General features: G+C 59.4%; 18 protein-coding genes. 11 read left to right on the plus strand and 7 right to left on the minus strand.

Features of this window, described 5'->3' with window-relative positions:
• Nucleotides 1–215: 215 nt before the first annotated feature.
• From VJ698_RS04675 to bfr, 7 genes are all read left to right on the plus strand, one after another.
• Nucleotides 216–407: a hypothetical protein gene (locus VJ698_RS04675; protein ID WP_324101538.1), complete on the plus strand. Its 192-nt coding sequence runs from the start codon at nucleotides 216–218 to the stop codon at nucleotides 405–407.
• A gap of 25 nt (nucleotides 408–432) precedes the next feature.
• Complete coding sequence (locus VJ698_RS04680) at nucleotides 433–918, plus strand: NUDIX hydrolase (RefSeq protein ID WP_324101539.1); 486 nt, start codon at nucleotides 433–435, stop codon at nucleotides 916–918.
• Nucleotides 911–2,023, plus strand: coding sequence for a tRNA 2-thiouridine(34) synthase MnmA (gene mnmA, locus VJ698_RS04685; RefSeq protein ID WP_324101540.1), 1,113 nt, complete (start codon nucleotides 911–913; stop codon nucleotides 2,021–2,023). The genes VJ698_RS04680 and mnmA overlap by 8 nt, the downstream gene beginning before the upstream one ends.
• 147 nt (nucleotides 2,024–2,170) lie before the next feature.
• Nucleotides 2,171–3,214: a hypothetical protein gene (locus VJ698_RS04690; protein WP_324101541.1), complete on the plus strand. Its 1,044-nt coding sequence runs from the start codon at nucleotides 2,171–2,173 to the stop codon at nucleotides 3,212–3,214.
• Nucleotides 3,215–3,300: 86 nt separating this feature from the next.
• Nucleotides 3,301–4,089 carry a hypothetical protein gene (locus VJ698_RS04695; RefSeq protein ID WP_324101542.1) on the plus strand — a complete coding sequence of 263 codons (789 nt, stop codon included), beginning with the start codon at nucleotides 3,301–3,303 and terminating at the stop codon, nucleotides 4,087–4,089.
• 311 nt (nucleotides 4,090–4,400) lie between these two features.
• On the plus strand, nucleotides 4,401–4,616 hold the full coding sequence (locus VJ698_RS04700) for a (2Fe-2S)-binding protein (RefSeq protein WP_324101543.1): 216 nt from the start codon (nucleotides 4,401–4,403) through the stop codon (nucleotides 4,614–4,616).
• Nucleotides 4,617–4,779: 163 nt separating this feature from the next.
• Nucleotides 4,780–5,250, plus strand: a complete 471-nt coding sequence (gene bfr, locus VJ698_RS04705) for a bacterioferritin (protein WP_324101544.1) — start codon at nucleotides 4,780–4,782, stop codon at nucleotides 5,248–5,250.
• A gap of 92 nt (nucleotides 5,251–5,342) precedes the next feature.
• On the opposite strand, the gene VJ698_RS04710 is transcribed toward bfr, so the two are convergent.
• The gene (locus VJ698_RS04710) at nucleotides 5,343–5,951 is read right to left on the minus strand and encodes a glutathione S-transferase family protein (protein WP_324101545.1); all 609 of its coding nucleotides are present in this window, start codon (nucleotides 5,949–5,951) and stop codon (nucleotides 5,343–5,345) included.
• Nucleotides 5,952–6,158: 207 nt separating this feature from the next.
• Between VJ698_RS04710 and purB the strand changes: the two genes are divergently transcribed.
• Together purB and VJ698_RS04720 are read left to right on the plus strand one after the other, a co-directional pair.
• Nucleotides 6,159–7,526, plus strand: a complete 1,368-nt coding sequence (purB, locus tag VJ698_RS04715; protein ID WP_324101546.1) for an adenylosuccinate lyase — start codon at nucleotides 6,159–6,161, stop codon at nucleotides 7,524–7,526.
• A 207-nt stretch (nucleotides 7,527–7,733) separates the two neighbouring features.
• Nucleotides 7,734–8,186 (plus strand): cytochrome c, encoded by a 453-nt coding sequence (locus tag VJ698_RS04720; RefSeq protein ID WP_324101547.1) that lies wholly within the window; start codon nucleotides 7,734–7,736, stop codon nucleotides 8,184–8,186.
• A 92-nt stretch (nucleotides 8,187–8,278) separates the two neighbouring features.
• On the opposite strand, the gene VJ698_RS04725 is transcribed toward VJ698_RS04720, so the two are convergent.
• The 6 genes from VJ698_RS04725 to queA all read right to left on the minus strand — a co-directional run bounded on the left by VJ698_RS04725 (nucleotide 8,279) and on the right by queA (nucleotide 14,655).
• On the minus strand, nucleotides 8,279–8,959 hold the full coding sequence (locus tag VJ698_RS04725) for a cytochrome b/b6 domain-containing protein (RefSeq protein ID WP_324101548.1): 681 nt from the start codon (nucleotides 8,957–8,959) through the stop codon (nucleotides 8,279–8,281).
• Nucleotides 8,960–9,032: 73 nt separating this feature from the next.
• Nucleotides 9,033–9,971 (minus strand): protein translocase subunit SecF, encoded by a 939-nt coding sequence (secF, locus tag VJ698_RS04730; RefSeq protein ID WP_324101549.1) that lies wholly within the window; start codon nucleotides 9,969–9,971, stop codon nucleotides 9,033–9,035.
• Nucleotides 9,972–10,063: 92 nt separating this feature from the next.
• Entirely contained in the window at nucleotides 10,064–11,926 is a 1,863-nt protein-coding gene (gene secD, locus VJ698_RS04735) for a protein translocase subunit SecD (RefSeq protein WP_324101550.1), read from the minus strand.
• Between the two features lie 75 nt (nucleotides 11,927–12,001).
• Nucleotides 12,002–12,346: a preprotein translocase subunit YajC gene (yajC, locus tag VJ698_RS04740; protein ID WP_324101551.1), complete on the minus strand. Its 345-nt coding sequence runs from the start codon at nucleotides 12,344–12,346 to the stop codon at nucleotides 12,002–12,004.
• Between the two features lie 162 nt (nucleotides 12,347–12,508).
• On the minus strand, nucleotides 12,509–13,636 hold the full coding sequence (gene tgt, locus VJ698_RS04745; RefSeq protein ID WP_324101552.1) for a tRNA guanosine(34) transglycosylase Tgt: 1,128 nt from the start codon (nucleotides 13,634–13,636) through the stop codon (nucleotides 12,509–12,511).
• Complete coding sequence (queA, locus tag VJ698_RS04750; protein ID WP_324101554.1) at nucleotides 13,630–14,655, minus strand: tRNA preQ1(34) S-adenosylmethionine ribosyltransferase-isomerase QueA; 1,026 nt, start codon at nucleotides 14,653–14,655, stop codon at nucleotides 13,630–13,632. The genes tgt and queA overlap by 7 nt, the downstream gene beginning before the upstream one ends.
• Before the next feature lie 163 nt (nucleotides 14,656–14,818).
• Here queA and recG point away from each other — a divergent pair, with 163 nt between their 5' ends.
• On the plus strand, nucleotides 14,819–16,900 hold the full coding sequence (gene recG, locus VJ698_RS04755) for an ATP-dependent DNA helicase RecG (protein ID WP_324101661.1): 2,082 nt from the start codon (nucleotides 14,819–14,821) through the stop codon (nucleotides 16,898–16,900).
• A gap of 81 nt (nucleotides 16,901–16,981) precedes the next feature.
• On the plus strand, nucleotides 16,982–17,929 hold the full coding sequence (locus VJ698_RS04760; RefSeq protein ID WP_324101555.1) for a hydrogen peroxide-inducible genes activator: 948 nt from the start codon (nucleotides 16,982–16,984) through the stop codon (nucleotides 17,927–17,929).
• Nucleotides 17,930–17,940 lie beyond the last annotated feature (11 nt).

The following is a 17,940-nucleotide window of genomic DNA, read 5'->3' on the forward strand; positions in this document are numbered from 1 at the left end:
GGCCGTACGACGTGTCCGACCGCGGTTCGGCGGATGTGCCGACTTTCATGAACTTCCCCAATGCCGAAATTCTTACATCGATCTTACACGGAAACCAAAAAATAGCACAACCGTCCTTTTTTATTCTCTTGCCGCTCAGGATCCCTGAGCGTGCATTTCTTGCCTGCTTATTGCGTGCTTATTGCCTGCTTATTGCCGGTTTCCTGTGAGGATAAATGAAAAAAACAGCGAAAGAGGAATTTAGCGGCATTTTTCCGCGACCATTGAAAACTTGTAAGAAAAAATTGTGCGACATCAAGAAGTTTTCCGTGCCGACCGTGATTATTCCGCTTCTCGGCAAACCGTTTGCGCCACGAGGCACCTTCATGCGTCTGCCGGGCGCGGCACAAGCGCGCCATGCACGGTAAAATGGCGCCCTCTTCAAGGGATACTATGAGTGAAGTCTGGAAACCTTCTGTGACGGTCGCTGCGATCATCGAGCGCGACGGCCGGTTCCTGCTGGTCGAGGAAGAGACCAGCGATGGCATTCGTTTCAACCAGCCGGCCGGGCATCTCGACCCCAACGAGTCTCTGATCGATGCCGTTGCACGGGAGACAATGGAAGAAGCGGCGCATGAGTTTGTTCCGACGGCGCTGGTCGGCATGTACATGTCGCGCTACCTTTCCTCGCGCACCGGGCAGCAGGTCACCTATCTGCGCTTTGCCTTTTCAGGCGAAGTCGGGCGTGCGCTCGACCGTCCGCTCGACCATGGCATCCTGCGCGCGGTGTGGATGACGCGCGAGGAAATGCTCGAATGCGAGGAAAAGCACCGCAGCCCGTTGGTGCTGCGCTGCGTCGACGATTACCTCGCGGGAAAGCGTGCGCCTCTTTCGCTGATCTATACGCATCCGAGTGCCACCGGGGTACCGAATGGCTAGGAAGCGCGTGGTCATCGGCATGTCCGGCGGTGTCGATTCGTCAGTGTCCGCGTGGCTGCTCAAGGAGCAGGGCTATGAAGTCATCGGCCTGTTCATGAAGAACTGGGAAGACGACGACGACTCGGAATACTGCTCGTCGCGCCAGGACTGGATCGACGCGGCCAGCGTCGCCGACGTGGTCGGCGTCGACATCGAGGCAGTCAATTTCGCCGCCGAATACAAGGACCGCGTCTTCGCCGAATTCCTGCGTGAATACCAGGCTGGACGCACTCCCAATCCTGATGTGCTGTGCAATGCCGAGATCAAGTTCAAGGCCTTTCTCGACCATGCCATGAAGCTCGGCGCCGACCTGATTGCAACCGGCCATTATGCCCGTGTGCGCCAGAATGAATCGGGCCGGTTTGAATTGCTCAAGGCGCTCGACGCCAGCAAGGACCAGAGCTACTTCCTGCACCGACTCAACCAGGCGCAGGTGTCGAAAACGCTGTTCCCGCTCGGCGAAATTCCCAAGACGGAAGTGCGCCGGATCGCGGAAAAGATCGGCCTGCCGAATGCGAAAAAAAAGGACTCGACCGGTATCTGTTTCATCGGCGAGCGCCCTTTCCGCGAATTCCTGAACCGTTACCTGTCCTACAAGCCGGGGCCCATGATGACGCCGGATGGAACGAGCGTCGGCACGCATGTGGGCCTGAGTTTTTACACGCTCGGCCAGCGCAAGGGTATCGGTATCGGCGGCATGAAGTCCTACCAGAATGCCGAAGGAAGCAGCGACGCCTGGTATGTGGCGAGGAAGGACATCGAGCACAACACCCTCTACGTGGTGCAAGGCCACGATCATCCCTGGCTGCTTTCGTCTGCGCTCGAGGCGGAACAGGCTAGCTGGATCGCGGGCGAGCCACCTGCGCCCGGACGCCTGCATGCGAAGACACGCTACCGGCAGTCGGACGTGCCCTGCGAGTTTGCTCCGACAGGTGCCGCAGGCTTTTCGCTCGCCTTCCCGGATGCGCAATGGGCGGTCACACCGGGCCAGTCCGCCGTCCTCTACGATGGTGAAGTATGCCTCGGCGGCGGCATAATCGGCAGCCATGTCACGATGGCTGGATGAATCCCTCTTCCGTCATGACTGCGCATTAATAGAATTGCCACACTAATTATTTCCTGATTAAGATGTCGGCATTGCCGGTTTGCTAATTTGCAACGGCAACGCTCATCGACGTTTTGATTCATTTCTCAACATCAGGGACGGTAATTTATGGCAATTCCAACTTCTCGCGCCTCGGTGGCGGCGCTATTCGTTACGAGCATTCTCATGGCCGCGTGCGGCGGTGGCGGCGGCACATCCGGCCCGACGAGCGGCCAGGCTGGCAGCTCGACACCAGTGACGGGCGTTGCCATTACCTCGGCCAATTCCAGGGACGTCAGCGCCCAGGTCTATTCCGCGTCCCAGGGCTTGAATAACCAGGTCACGAGCACGCCGGCGATTGTGACCGCAGTCAGCACCAGCGGCAACGGGACCGGCATCATCGACGCCATGCTGCAGCAGATCTATTTTGCGCTCAAGCACCCCGCGCCCGGCCTCGCAGTGGGCGTCACCGCGACTGATACCGTCGCGTGCAGCGGCGCGGGCAGCGCGACCTTTGCAGCAAATGTCGCCAACGCCAATACGGTCACGTCGGGAGACCATGTCAACATCAGCACCAGCAACTGCGTGGAAGGCACGGTCAAGATGAATGGCGTGATGGATATTGTCTTTAACAGTGTTTCGGGCACGCCATCCGAAACTTCCGCATGGAGCGCATCGCTGGCCGTCACCTTCAGCGCATTTTCAGTGACGGAGGGCTTTACCGGCGCCTCGAATACCGCGACAGGCGATCTTGCCCTGATCTACAACCAGTCCGGTCTCAATGACGCCAGTTTCTCCGGCAGCGGGAATTCGCTGCAAATGCATGTCGTGAGCAGCACCTCGACCAGCGACTACACGCTGACTGCCTATACCTATTCCGGATCCGTCACCCCGGCGAACCTCTACACCTACCGATCGAACTTCACCGTCAGTGGTGACTTCCCGCGCGTGGGAAGTGCCAACTACGTGGTGCGCACCACGACGGACTTCAAGCAGCAGCGCGGCTCCTATCCATCGCAAGGCGTGATGACAATCACTGCGAATGACCATTCCTCGCTCAAATTCACGGTGCTAAACACCACCAGCGTTCAGCTCGGACTGGACAAGAACGGCGACGGCACGATGGAAGACAGTATCACCACTACCTGGGCGGATCTGAAAACCCTCTTCTGATTATTGCCGAAAGAGTAATTCCGAAAAACCGCGGGGCGCACAAGCGCCCCTGCTTTTTTCCGGCGTACAATGAAAGCGGTGCCGCCATGAAACCTTTTCAAGTCTCCCTTTCCATTCTTGCCGGGCTGCTTGCCTCTGCGCCAGCCTTTGCGCAATCGGAATACTCCATGGGCGCCGGGCTGCGCTATGTGCGCATGACAGAAATGGATGCCAGCGGGCGGCAGCTTGTCCGCGAACATGGCTGGCTACCTGGCGTCGGCCTGAACGCAACGCGCCGCTACCAGGCATGGACTTTCGGCCTTTCCGGCGAGATCTATGGCGCGAACCTGGATTACGATGGCCGCCTGCAAAACGGCGTACCGTTCACCACGGATACGGCAACCACGCAAGGCCGCATCGCTGCGGAAGTGACACGCCAACTAACCGAGAATACGGCACTTGTCGGTGGACTCGAATATGACGGATGGCGGCGTCATGTGCTCGGGCGCGACGGCATTGCCGGCGTCAGGGAAAACTATTCTTCCTGGCGACTGCTTGCCGGAGCGGCCAGCAGCGCGTGGCATACCTCCTCGACGGATTTCAGGCTGAAGGGCCTTCTGGTACTGGCCGGCCCTGAACGCCTGCATGCGCATTTCGAAAACCAGCTCTATGACGACGCAGTGCTGAACACCAAGTCAGCGCAAGGACTGCGCCTCGATCTGACGGGTTACCCGCGCGCATTCCCGCGTTTCTCCTTCGGCATCAATGTCGACTGGATGCGGATCCGGCGCAGCAACGACGAAGTCCTGCGCAAGGACGGACTCCCGACCGGCACGGTGACTCAGCCGGAACACGAGCGGAGTGCGATCGGATTTCACGCGGGTTACCACTTCTAGTACTCCGCCACACCGGTATTTCCGTCAGTGAATACTGACTTTTCAGCAAGTCCTTACTCCTAAACAATGTCGGATTGTCTTCGTCCGTCGCGATTTGGATGCCAGCGATATTTTCACAGCCCGCCGAAAAGCTCTTGCAATCCCCATTCAGATGGTCAATAATTTGAATAAGAATTGTTCTCATTTGCGATTCTGGCCAGATTAATCTGCCTCTGCTTCCAAGGCTGAACGTATTCGGCCGAGCTATCGCGCCTCGTGGGTGACGCAAGACGAACACTTCTTCATGTTTCGCAAAACATCGAGGTACTTCCATGATTGTCTGTGTCTGCCAAAACGTTTCCGAAAGCAAGATTCGTCAAGCCGTAAATTCAGGGATAACGACAATGCCGGCGCTGCGGACTGAACTCGGTGTCGGAACCTGCTGCGGAAAATGCCATTCCTGCGCCAAGACCGTTTTACGAGAATGCCTTGAAGAGGGCGTTCGCGAAGCACAACCCCTGATGTTTTCCACCGCAATCGCCGCATAACAGTTCCCCCCATCACTTTGCCGCAACCCAGCGACACGACTGGCGCATACGAACACGGCGATGGAAAAAATGAACTCGTCGTCTATGATGAGTATTCAAGCCCGAATCGGCTTGGTCCGCACTGCCGCATGAAAACCATCCACATCTCACTGTCGAGGCATTCATGAAGGGTGATCCCAACATCATCAAGTTGCTCAACACGCAGCTCACGAGCGAGCTCACCGCCATCAATCAGTATTTCCTGCACGCCCGCATGTACAAGCATTGGGGACTCGGAAAAATCGCTGCGAAGGAATACGAAGAATCCATCGATGAAATGAAACATGCGGATGGTCTAATCAACCGTATCCTGATGCTGGACGGTCTGCCGAATCTCCAGGCCCTCGACAAGCTGCTGATCGGAGAAAACGTGGCGGAAATGCTGGAATGCGATCTCAAGCTCGAGCAGGCAGCCCAGCTCACCCTCAAGGATGGCATTGCCGCCTGCGAAGCGGCGAAAGACTATGTAACGCGCGACCTCCTGCAGGACCTGCTGGACGCCACGGAAGAGCATATCGAATGGCTGGAAACCCAGCGTGAACTGATCGACAAGATGGGCCTGCCGAACTACCTCCAGGCGCAAATGGGCGATTAATCGATCGATCAGGCGTTCGATGAAATGTCGGCACAATGAAAAAGGGCAGTCGAACATTCGACTGCCCTTTGCATGTCTGCCTTGCACGCAGCTTATTGCGGGATCGTATCCTTGAACGACTGCCGCTCGGAAAGCTTGTCGAACAACTTCGCAAGATTCGCATGCTCACCGCGCCAATCGATTTCCGGGAAGCGAAACGTCAGCCAGCCGAGTGCACAACCCACTGCAACGTCGGCGAGAGTGTAGTGATTGCCGCAGCAGAAAGGTGTGTCTTTCAATCCTGCGGACATCGCTTTTAGGCCTGCGTTGACCTTGTTCATCTGGCGCTGGATCCATTCGGGGCTTTGCTGCGATTCCGGGCGTTGTGTGCGTTCAAGACGCACCAGAACGGCCGCATCGAGCACGCCGTCTGCCAAAGCTTCCCAGCATTTGATCTCAGCCCGTTCGCGCCCGTTGGGCGGGATCAGCTTGCCGACGGGCGTCAGCGTGTCGAGGTATTCCACAATCACGCGCGAATCAAACATTGCGCCGCCGTCTTCCATGATCAGGCATGGCACTTTGCCGAGGGGATTGGATTCCTGGATCGTCGTGTCAGGAGCCCAGACATTTTCCAGAACGAGCTCGTAATCGAGCTTTTTTTCCGCCATCACAACGCGGACTTTGCGAACGTAAGGACTGGCAAGCGAACCGATGAGTTTCATAGATGCAAATGTTAAGAGTTGCTTGCGATTATAGCATTGAGGAACTGCGCATCAGCGCATGCGAGAGGCCCGCCGGTAGGCAAGAATGGCGCGCGGCGGGTTCTTTCGCGCCTGTAGCAGATGGTAAAATGGCGGATTCCATCGCGTTTGCGTCGCGATTTCACCATTTCCCCGCGTTTTTTACTGACTTCACCGCATTTCACTATCATGCCGCTCTCCTCCCTTTCCGCCCTCTCACCGTTGGATGGACGCTACGCCGCCAAGACCGACAAGCTGCGTCCGATCCTGTCCGAAGCCGGCTTCATGCACCATCGCGTGAAGGTGGAAATCGCCTGGCTGCAGGCATTGTCGAATGCCGGCTTTGCTGAAATCAAACCCTTCTCCGCCACCGCCAGTGGAATCCTGGACAAGCTGGCGAACGAGTTCGGCGAAACGGATGCCGCGCGCATCAAGGAAATCGAAGCGGTCACCAATCATGACGTCAAGGCTGTCGAGTACTGGCTGAAGGAGAAGGTGAAAGATGTGCCGGAGCTTGTCACGGCATCCGAATTCATTCACTTCGCCTGCACCTCGGAAGACATCAACAACACATCGCACGGCATGATGCTCAAAGCCGCGCGCGACAGCGTGCTGCTGCCGGCCTTGCAGGACGTGATCACGAAGCTGACTGCAATTGCGCACGACAACGCCGCGCTGCCGATGTTGTCCCGTACCCACGGCCAGCCCGCCAGCCCGACCACCCTGGGCAAGGAAATCGCAAATGTCGTTGCCCGCCTGAAGCGCGCCGTGCAACGCATCGCTTCAGTTGAAATCCTGGGCAAAATGAACGGCGCAGTCGGCAACTACAATGCTCACCTGTCCGCCTATCCTCATTTCGACTGGGAGTCGTTTTCGAAGAGCGTGATCGAGCAGCGCCTCGGGCTGGTTTTCAATCCGTACACCATCCAGATCGAACCGCATGACTACATGGCGGAACTATTCGACGCGATCGCGCGCACCAACACCATCCTGCTCGATCTGAACCGCGACATCTGGGGCTACATTTCGCTCGGTTATTTCAAGCAGCGCACCAAGGCCGGCGAGATCGGCTCGTCCACCATGCCGCACAAGGTCAATCCGATCGACTTCGAGAACTCCGAAGGCAATCTTGGCCTGGCAAACGCAATGCTGAAGCATCTGTCGGAAAAACTGCCCGTATCGCGTTGGCAACGCGACCTGACCGACTCGACGGTTCTACGCAACATCGGTGTCGCATTCGGCTATGCCGTGCTCGCTTATGACAGTTGCCTGCGCGGCCTGAATAAGCTGGAAGTCAATCCGGCGCGACTGGCTGAAGACCTGGATGCGACGTGGGAAGTGCTGGCCGAGCCGGTGCAAACCGTCATGCGCCGTTATGGCATCGAGAATCCGTATGAGCAATTGAAGGAACTCACGCGCGGCAAAGGCATTTCGAAGGAAGCGCTGCGCGAGTTCATCAATAGCCTCGCCATTCCGCAGGAGGCGAAGACCCACCTGCTGGAAATGACGCCGGCAAACTATATCGGCCACGCCGAAAAGCTGGCGCGCAAGGTCTGATCCTGCCCCGGAGCGGACGTATCCAGACGTCCGCTCTCCCACCGATCTCTTCTCCCCCAAGTACACGCAAGCGCCCGCTCCGGCATGGCCGGGTGCGCGACTTGTGGTTGCGCGAAAAATACCGAAGGTTGCTATGATATGTCTCCCTGCTTGCCTGGCGATAATTTCCCAAGGCTGCATGTTTTTACCTCAAACACAGGAGAACGTATGAAGCATCTGTTTGCCGGCATCTCGTTGACTGCCCTGATTGTCATTCCCTTTTCCGCCCAAGCGCAATTCGCCAAGGTGGAAGATGCCGTCAAGTATCGCCAATCCTCATTTTCCGTGATGGGTACGCACATGGGCCGCGTTGGCGCAGTGGTCAAGGGGGAGAAGGCATACGACAAGGCTGCGGTGGAGGCGGACGTGGCCGTCATTGAAACGATGTCGCGACTTCCATGGAGCGCTTTCCCGACGAATTCGAACCTGGCCAACTCGAAGGCGAAGCCGGAAATCTGGAAAGAACAGGACAAATTCAAGGCCGCGGCGGACAAGATGCAGTCCGAAGTGGCCAAGCTTGCCGTAGCCGCGAAATCGGGCGACCAGGGTGCGATCAAGGCTGCATTCGGCACAACCGGCCAGGCGTGCAAGAGCTGCCACGACGACTTCCGCAACAAGTAAATCCGCCATCCTGATCCGCCCGCTATGGCCGGGCGGATTTCCCTTTAGTTCGTCAAGAGTCCCAAGACCACAAGGGCCGCACCACGCAGGAATTATGCAAGTGGTTGCGGCGACAAGGTTACGACGTAATACACCACTGCCGCACAGATCGCAAAAATCGCCAGTGCGAACAAACGCATCACCCACGAGTCGTTGGCGGCAGGCGCATCGAAATCGACCTGCTGATCCCCCGAAATCATGGGGCCGACCAGGTTCTGCTTCTTCCTGAACACGTAAAAGACGATCGCGGCTACATGCAATCCCACCAGCACGTACAACAGTGTGCCGCTGACTTCCTTGTGAAACCAGGTGACCTGGTCGGACAAATCCTTGCTGATGAATTTGACCAGAGGACCGTCGTTAGCAATGTCATCATTCGAATACAGGCCGGTGAGTGCCTGCGCCAGCAGGTTGGCGAGCAGGGCGAATACCGAGAGGCTGCCAAGCGGATTGTGGCCGAGCAATCCATCCTTCCGCCCCTGGCTGCTGTTGCGGATATAGGCAAGGATCGCGGCCGGTCCGTAGACGAAGCTGGCAAAACGGGCATACCGGCTGCCGACAAGCCCCCACAGGATACGGAAGGCAATCAGCGCCAGCACTGCATAGCCCGCCCGGAAATGCCATTCCATGGCGTTGCCGCCGATTTCCTGGGTGATTACCGCCGTCACCACGAGCGTGACCAGCGACCAGTGGAACAGGCGGGTCGGCAGATCCCATACACGCACTTTTTTCATGGTTTTTCTCCCCAATTCGAAGCGTCAAGAAAAAAGCCGGCTCGCAAGCCGGCTTTGGTCCCGCAGGCATCAATCAGACGACTGCGCCACCCGTTTCATCCTTTTCCTTCACCGGCTTGACCAGGTCTTCGCGCTTGACGCCCAGCCACATTGCAACGGCCGCCGCAACGAACACCGACGAATAAATGCCGAACAGAATGCCGATGGTCAGCGCAAGAGCGAAGTAATGCAGCGTCGCTCCGCCGAGGAAGAGCATCGACAACACCATCAATTGCGTACACCCGTGGGTGATGACGGTCCGCGACATGGTGCTGGTGATCGCATTGTCGATCACGTGCATGACCGTAGCCTTGCGCAGCTTGCGGAAGTTCTCGCGTATCCGGTCGAAGATAACGACTGATTCATTCACCGAATAGCCCAGTACCGCCAGCACACCGGCCAGCACCGACAGAGAGAATTCCCACTGGAAGAAGGCGAAGAAGCCAAGAATGATCACCACGTCGTGCAGGTTGGCAATGATGGCGGCCACAGCGAATTTCCATTCGAAGCGGATCGCCAGGTAAATCATCACGCCGATCACCACCATCGCGAGCGCGGACAAGCCGTCATGCGCAAGCTCTTCACCGACCTGCGGGCCGACGAACTCGACGCGCTGCAGCTTCACGTCCGGGGCGTGCGTCTTCAGCGCCGACATGACGTTTTCACTCTGCTGCGCCGAGGTCGTCCCCTTCTTCACGGGGAGGCGGATCATCACGTCCTGCGCGGTGCCAAAATTCTGCACCTGGGTGTCGGTGTAGCCAAGCCCTTCGACTGACTTGCGAATGGCCTCGATGTTGGCAGGCTTCGCATAGGTCACCTCCATCACCGTGCCGCCGGTAAATTCAATCGACAGATGCAAGCCCTTGTGCCAGAGGAAGAACACGGCGGCAACGAACGTGACCGCGGAGATCACGTTGAATACCAGCGCGTGGCGCATGAAGGGAATATCTTTTTTGATGCGGAAAAATTCCATGTCACATCCTGTTATTCAGTGTTGCTCTCACTCGTCCCGGCTTTGCCGGCAACCAGTTTCGCATCGCCCCCACTGTAGTAGGGGGCAACACATTACGCTTTCTCCGGCTTCCAGATCTGGCCAATCGAGACCGACGCCAGCTTCTTCTTGCGGCCGTACCAGAGGTTGACCACGCCGCGCGACACGAACACTGCCGAGAAAATGGAAGTCAGGATGCCCAGGCAGTGCACCACGGCAAAGCCGCGGATCGGGCCGGAGCCGAAGATCAGGAGTGCCAGACCGACGATCAGCGTTGTCACGTTCGAGTCAAGAATCGTGGCCCACGCGCGCTCGAAGCCCGCGGCAATCGCCGCCTGAGGCGTATTGCCCGACCGCAGTTCTTCGCGGATGCGCTCATTGATCAGCACGTTGGCGTCAATTGCCATACCCAGCGCCAGCGCGATAGCGGCAATGCCCGGCAAGGTGAGCGTAGCCTGCAGCAGCGAGAGCAGTGCGACCAGCAGGAAGACGTTGACAGCCAGCGCCAGCACGCTGAAGAAGCCGAACAGCATGTAGTACACCATCATGAACACGGAAATCGCCACGAAGCCATACAAGGTGGAGTTGAAGCCTTTCTTGATGTTCTCGGCGCCAAGTGCCGGGCCGATAGTGCGTTCCTCGACGATTTCCATCGGCGCAGCCAGGGAGCCGGCGCGCAGCAGCAGCGCGAGGTCATTGGCGGCTTCGGAAGAACCCATCCCGGTGATCTGGAAACGCGAGCCCAGTTCGTCACGGATGGTGGCCACGGTCAGCACTTCGCCTTTACCCTTTTCGAACAGCACGATGGCCATCAGCTTGCCGATCTTGTCACGGGTGGCCTCGCGCATCTTGCGACCACCGTCGCCGTTCAAGTCGATGCCGACCGCCGGCTGCTGGTTCTGGTCGAAGCTGGCTGTTGCATTCGAGATGTAATCGCCCGTGATAATCGGATCCTTGTACAGCACCACGGGTGCACCCTTGCCCACCTTGAACAGCTCGGAACCGAACGGGATAGCGGCGCTTTCCTCCGAGCCGCGCGGCACGGATTCATCCACCATGCGGACCTCCAGCGTCGCGGTGCGGCCGATGATGTCCTTGGCGCGCGATACATCCTGCACGCCGGGCAACTGGACGACGATTCGGTCGGCGCCCTGGCGCTGGATCAGCGGTTCGGCGACGCCGAGTTCATTGACGCGCTTGGACAGGGTGCTGATGTTCTGTTGTACCGCATTTTCCAGCGTCGTCTTCAGCGCTTCCGGCTTCATGGTGGCAACCAGCGTCAGGTCGCTACCCTCGCCGGCCTCGGCCAGGACCAGTTCGCCGAGTTGGGAAGCCAGCACTTCCTTTGCCTTGGCGCGGGTTTCCTGGTCGCGGAACCTGACTTCGATGGTATCGCCGTTGCGGTTGATTCCGGCATGACGGACATTCTTGTCACGCAGCAGGCTGCGCACGCTGGCCTGCAATCCTTGCAGACGCTTGTTCAGCACCGCCTTGGTATCGACCTGCATGAGGAAGTGCACGCCGCCGCGCAGATCCAGGCCGAGCGACATCGGCAGCGCGTGCAGGCTTTGCAGCCAGCCGGGCGTGTTCGACAACAGGTTGAACGCGACGCTGTAGGTGGGATCGGTCGGATCGGTATTCAGCGACTTTTCGAGCAAAGCCTTGGCCTTGAACTGGGTGTCCGTATCGTTGAAGCGGGCGCGCACTGAACCATGGTTGCCGGTCACGTCGTAGAACACGCCGTCCGGCTTGATCCCTGCGTCCTGCAGCACCTGCGTGACCCTGTCCATCATGCTGCTGTCGACCTTGACGGTGGCCTTGGCGCTGCTCACCTGCACGGCAGGCGATTCACCGAAGAAGTTCGGCGCCGTGTACAAGGCCCCGAAGATCAGGGCGATGACGATCGTGACGTATTTCCAGAGGGGATAGCGATTCATAGGATTTCAGCTTGGATTGTCGGGCTTGCTCGAAACATCGGGATGCAGCAATCACGCACCCCGCGTTTGCCCCGATTACAGCGACTTGATGGTGCCCTTCGGCAACAACGTGGAAACAGCCGCCTTCTGGACGACGACTTCGGTGCCATCGGCCACTTCGACGGTGACATAGGCGTCCGTCACCTTCGTGACCCGGCCGAGGATACCGCCGGCGGTAACGACCTCATCGCCCTTGGCCAAGGCCTCCATCATGGACTTCTGCTCCTTCTGACGCTTCATCTGCGGGCGGATCATCAGGAAGTACAGCACCACAAACATCAGGATGATGGGCAGGAAGCTCATCAGGCTGCTTTCGGGCCCTGCGGCCGCGGTTTGTGCATATGCATTGGAAATGAACACGTTATTGCTCCAGGTTGTCATGAGGATCAACCCGGCATTTTAGCATTCACCGCCCGTTTTCCCTGCAATGTTGAAAAACCCTTCCATTCGGGCGATCTTATCCACGGAGGACACGGAAAACACGGAAACTTTTCTGACGGGATTTTTCCGTGCTTTCCGTGTTTTCCGTGGACAAGCAACGAGCTACACGCCCCGCGCCCGATCCCTGTGGAACTGCACGACGAATGCCTGGAAGCGGTCGGCGTCGATGGCGGCGCGCATTTCGCGCATCAGTTGCAGGTAGTAATGCAGATTATGGATAGTGTTAAGGCGCGCACCGAGGATCTCGCCTGCGCGGTGCAGGTGATACAGGTAGGCGCGCGAGAAGTTGCGGCAGGCATAACATTCACAGGTTTCGTCGAGCGGCTGCTCGTCGTCCTTGTAGCGCGAATTCTTGATCTTGATGTCGCCGAAGCGCGTGAACAGCCAGCCGTTGCGGGCGTTGCGTGTGGGCATGACGCAGTCGAACATGTCGACGCCGTTCGCCACGCCGGCCACCAGGTCCTCGGGCGTGCCGACGCCCATCAGATAATGCGGCTTGTCCTCCGGCAGGCGCGGGCCGATGTGTTGTAGCACGCGCATCATTTCTTCCTTCGGCTCGCCGACCGACAAGCCACCGATCGCGTAGCCTTCGAAGCCGATTTCCTGCAGGCCGGCCAGCGATTCATCACGCAGGCTTTCGAACATGCCGCCCTGCACGATGCCGAACAAGGCATTCGGATTTTCGCCGCGGTCGAATTCGTCGCGCGAGCGTTTCGCCCAGCGCAGCGACATGCGCATCGATTTCGCCGCCTCCTGCTCGGAAGCCGGATTGCCGTCGATTTCATAGGGCGTGCATTCGTCGAACTGCATCACGACGTCGGAATTGAGCACGCGCTGGATCTGCATGGAGACCTCCGGCGAGAGGAACAGCTTGTCGCCGTTGATCGGTGAGGCGAACTTGACGCCCTCTTCGGTGATCTTGCGCATCGCGCCGAGCGAAAAGACCTGGAAACCGCCGGAGTCGGTGAGGATGGGCTTGTTCCAGCCGATGAAACGATGCAGACCGTCGAACTTGCCGACCACGTCGAGCCCGGGACGCAGCCACAAATGAAAGGTATTGCCGAGGATGATCTGGGCATCGATCTCGTGCAGTTCGGCTGGCGACATCGCCTTGACCGAGCCGTAGGTGCCGACCGGCATGAAGATCGGGGTTTCAATCACGCCGTGGTTGAGCGTCAGGCGGCCGCGGCGTGCCTTGCCGTCGGTCTTGATGAGTTTGAAATTCAGCATGTGGGGTTCTTCGTGAGGAGCATGGCATCGCCATAGCTGAAAAAGCGGTAGCGCTGTGCGATCGCGTGCGCGTAGGCGCTGCGGATCCGCTGGTAGCCGGCGAAGGCCGACACCAGCATCAACAGGGTCGATTTCGGCAGGTGGAAGTTGGTGATCAGGCGATCCACCGTCTTGAACGCGTAGCCTGGCGTGATGAACAGATTGGTATCCGCGCTGCCCGCCTGCAGCGCTCCGGATTGTGATGCCGATTCAAGCGCGCGCATGCTGGTGGTGCCGACCGCGATCACGTCGTGCCCTGCGGCCTTCGTCGCCTGCACGGCATCGACCGTCTCCTGCGACATGGTGTACCACTCGCTATGCATCTTGTGCTCGGCCAGGTTCTCGGTGCGCACCGGCTGGAAGGTGCCGGCGCCGACATGCAGTGTCACGTAGGCGAAGCGCACTCCCTTGTCGCGCAGTCTGTCGAGCAGGGGCTGGTCGAAATGCAGACCGGCCGTCGGCGCCGCGACCGCGCCCGGCTCTCTCGCATAGACGGTCTGGTACCGCTGTTCGTCGAAATCGCTTGCAGTGTGTTCGATGTAGGGCGGCAGCGGCAGGTGGCCGTGTTTTTCGATCAGGTCGAAGACATCCGCCGGGAAAGTGAGCGTGAAGAATTCGCCCGCCCGTTCGCCGACCACGACGTCGAAAGCATCGGCAAGACGCATCCTGCTGCCTGCCTGCGGCGACTTGGAGGCGCGCACCTGGGCAAGCACGGTGCGATGGTCGAGCACACGCTCGATGAGCACCTCGACCTTGCCGCCGGTTTCCTTGGCGCCGAAGAAGCGCGCCTTCAGCACGCGAGTATTGTTGAACACCAGCAGGTCGCCCGGCGCGAGCAGGTCGACAATGTCCGCAAAGGCGCGGTCGATCAGGCGGTCGCCGTCGACATGCAGCAAGCGGGACGCACTGCGTTCGGGCAGCGGCAATTGCGCGATCAGCTCCTGCGGCAGGTCAAAATCGAAATCGGAAAGCGAATACATGCGTGAGAATGAATGGCGTGGAGGCCGAATGTGCGGTGTAATACCACTTCGGAGAAGGCGCCCATTCTTGACAGAATTGCCATACAATGGCTGACGCGCTTCGTCCGACCTCCGTCGAATCAAACCCTCTATTCTACGCCCTGCCGCTCGATTTACATTGGATATGCCCGCCGCCCAGCGAAAGCCCGCAGCCACTGCCAAACGCAAGACCAGCACCACCCAGGACAAGCTCGCGAAGCTCGGCCTGCGCACGGACATGGACCTGGCGCTGCACCTGCCCCTGCGCTACGAGGACGAAACGAAAATCGTGCCGATCCACGAGGCGGGTTTCATGGCCGGCAATGCGGCGCAGGTGGAAGGCGTGGTCACCGAATGCGACGTCCAGTACCGTCCGCGGCGCCAGCTCGTCGTGACCATCGCGGACAACTCCGGCCAGCTGGTGATGCGTTTCCTGAATTTCTATGGCAGCCAACTGAAGCAACTGGCCGTCGGCACGCGAGTGCGCGCGCGCGGCGAGGTGCGGCACGGATTCTTTGGCGCGGAGATGGTGCACCCGACCTACAAGGTGGTGCAGGAAGACGATCCGCTGCCCGACGCGCTGACGCCCGTCTATCCTGCCGGCGAGGGCTTATCACAAGCCTATCTTCGCAAGGCGATCGCCAACGCGCTGTCTCGTATCGACTGGCGCGACACGCTCAAAACGGAGCTGCTGGCATCGCTCGAGCTGCAGGCCTTCGCGCCGTCTGTGAAGCTGCTGCACAGCCCGCCGCCGGACGTGGACGAACATGCCCTGATGGAGCGCACGCATCCGGCATGGATACGCATGAAATTCGACGAGCTGCTGGCGCAGCAGCTCTCCCTCAAGCGCGCGCAGGCCGCACGCCGCGCGAAAGGTGCCGCGGCCCTGCCGGTGATTGGCAATTTGTCACGACAATTCCTCGCCAACCTGCCCTTCCAGCTGACCGGCGCACAGCAGCGTGTGCTGGAGGAGATCCGCACCGACCTGCGGGAATCCTTTCCAATGCAGCGCCTGCTGCAAGGCGACGTCGGCAGCGGCAAGACCGTGGTCGCGGCAATGGCGGCGGCGCAGGCCATCGACAGCGGCTTCCAGGCCGCGTTGATGGCCCCGACCGAAATTCTCGCCGAACAGCACTTCCGCAAGATCGCCCTCTGGATGGAACCGCTCGGCGTGAAGGTCGCGTGGCTGACCGGCAGCCTGAAGAAAAAGGAAAAAGAGGCGTCACAGGCGATGATCGAATCTGGTGAAGCGCAACTGGTCATCGGCACGCATGCGCTGATCCAGGAAGGCGTGGAGTTCGCGCGGCTCGGGCTGGTGATCGTCGACGAACAGCATCGCTTCGGCGTCGGACAGCGGCTAGCCCTGCGCAACAAGGGACTTGAAGCGAACGGCGCGATGCAGACCGTGCCGCATCAGCTGATGATGTCCGCCACGCCGATTCCACGCACGCTGGCGATGACGTATTACGCCGACCTGGAAGTGTCGGTGATCGATGAACTCCCGCCGGGGCGCACGCCCATCGTCACGCGTGTCGTTGACCAGAACCGGCGCGATGAAGTGATCGAACGGGTGCATGCAGCCGCGCTGGAAGGACGGCAGGTGTACTGGGTCTGCCCGCTGATCGAAGAATCGGAGGCGCTGCAATTGCAGACCGCGACCGACACGCATGCGATGCTGGCGCAGGAGCTTCCCGACCTGAACGTCGGACTGGTGCACGGCCGCATGAAGCCGGCGGAAAAGCAGGTGATGATGGATGCCTTCTCGCGTGGCGACGTCCATCTGCTGGTCGCCACGACCGTGATCGAGGTCGGCGTCGACGTGCCGAATGCGTCGCTGATGGTGATCGAACATGCGGAGCGCTTCGGCTTGTCGCAATTGCATCAATTGCGAGGGCGCGTTGGCCGTGGATCGGCAGCGAGTGTGTGCCTGCTGCTATACCAGAGCCCGCTCGGACCGGTGGCGAAGCAGCGCCTGATGACCATGCGGGAAACCACGGACGGTTTCGAGATCGCGCGCCGCGACCTGGAGATCCGAGGCCCGGGCGAATTCCTTGGCGCACGGCAGTCCGGCCAGGCCATGCTGCGTTTCGCGGACTTGCAAACCGATCAATGGCTGGTGGAAAAAGCACGCAATGTTGCACAAATGCTATTACATGAAGACCCTGCCGCAGTGGAAGCGCACTTGGCCCGCTGGCTGGGCGGACGCGAAGAGTACTTGAAAGTCTAATCCCTGCGCCCCATTACATAGTCATATACTATGGCAGTTGCTGCCGAATAATTCATTGACTGGCTTTGAGGCAAGACGATCATGACGCTTACCGAATTGAAATACATCGTTGCGGTTGCACGCGAAAAGCATTTCGGCCATGCCGCAGAGGCATGCTTTGTTGCACAACCGACCTTGTCGGTGGCGATCAAGAAACTGGAAGATGAACTCGGCGTCGTGATCTTCGAACGCGGCGGCATGGAAATCTCGATGACGCCGCTCGGCGCGCAAATCGTCGCGCAGGCCGAACGCGTGCTGGAGCAGACCGCGGCGATCAAGGAAATCGCCAAGCAGAACAAGGACCCGCTCGCCGGTCCGCTGCGCCTCGGCGTGATCTACACGATTGCCCCCTACCTGCTGCCGCCGCTGGTAAAGACCATGATCGAGCAGGTGCCGCAGATGCCGCTGGTCCTGCAGGAAAACTTCACCGTACGCCTGATCGAATCGCTGCGCCAGGGCGAGCTTGACGCGGCCATCATGGCCTTGCCGTTCTCCGACCAGGGCTTGATGGTGCAGCCGCTGTACGACGAACCTTTCGTCGTCGCCTTGCCGAAGCATCACGCCTGGGCAACACGCAGCTCGATCGCTGCCGAAGAGTTGAAGTCGGAAACCATGCTGCTGCTCGGCAACGGCCATTGCTTCCGCGATCAGGTTCTGGAGGTCTGCCCCGAGATGTCGCGCTTCTCCACCACTGGCGACGGCATCGCACGCACCTTCGAAGGTTCGTCGCTGGAAACGATCCGGCACATGGTGGCGTCCGGCATCGGCATCACGGTCCTCCCGAAGGCGTCCGTGCCGGACATGCAGTCCAGGGACGGCATGCTGCGCTACATCCCGTTTTCGTCGCCCGATCCATCGCGTCGCGTCGTGATCGCGTGGCGCAAGAGCTTCACGCGCAGGCCGGCCATCGATGCCGTCCGCGACGCCGTGCTGTCCTGCAACCTGCATGGCGTAACCATGCTGCATGAAGCGGAGACGGTGGAAGCCTGATCCTGCTGGGC

Origin of the sequence: Noviherbaspirillum sp. (assembly GCF_035254685.1) — a bacterium.
GTDB lineage: Bacteria > Pseudomonadota > Gammaproteobacteria > Burkholderiales > Burkholderiaceae_D > Noviherbaspirillum.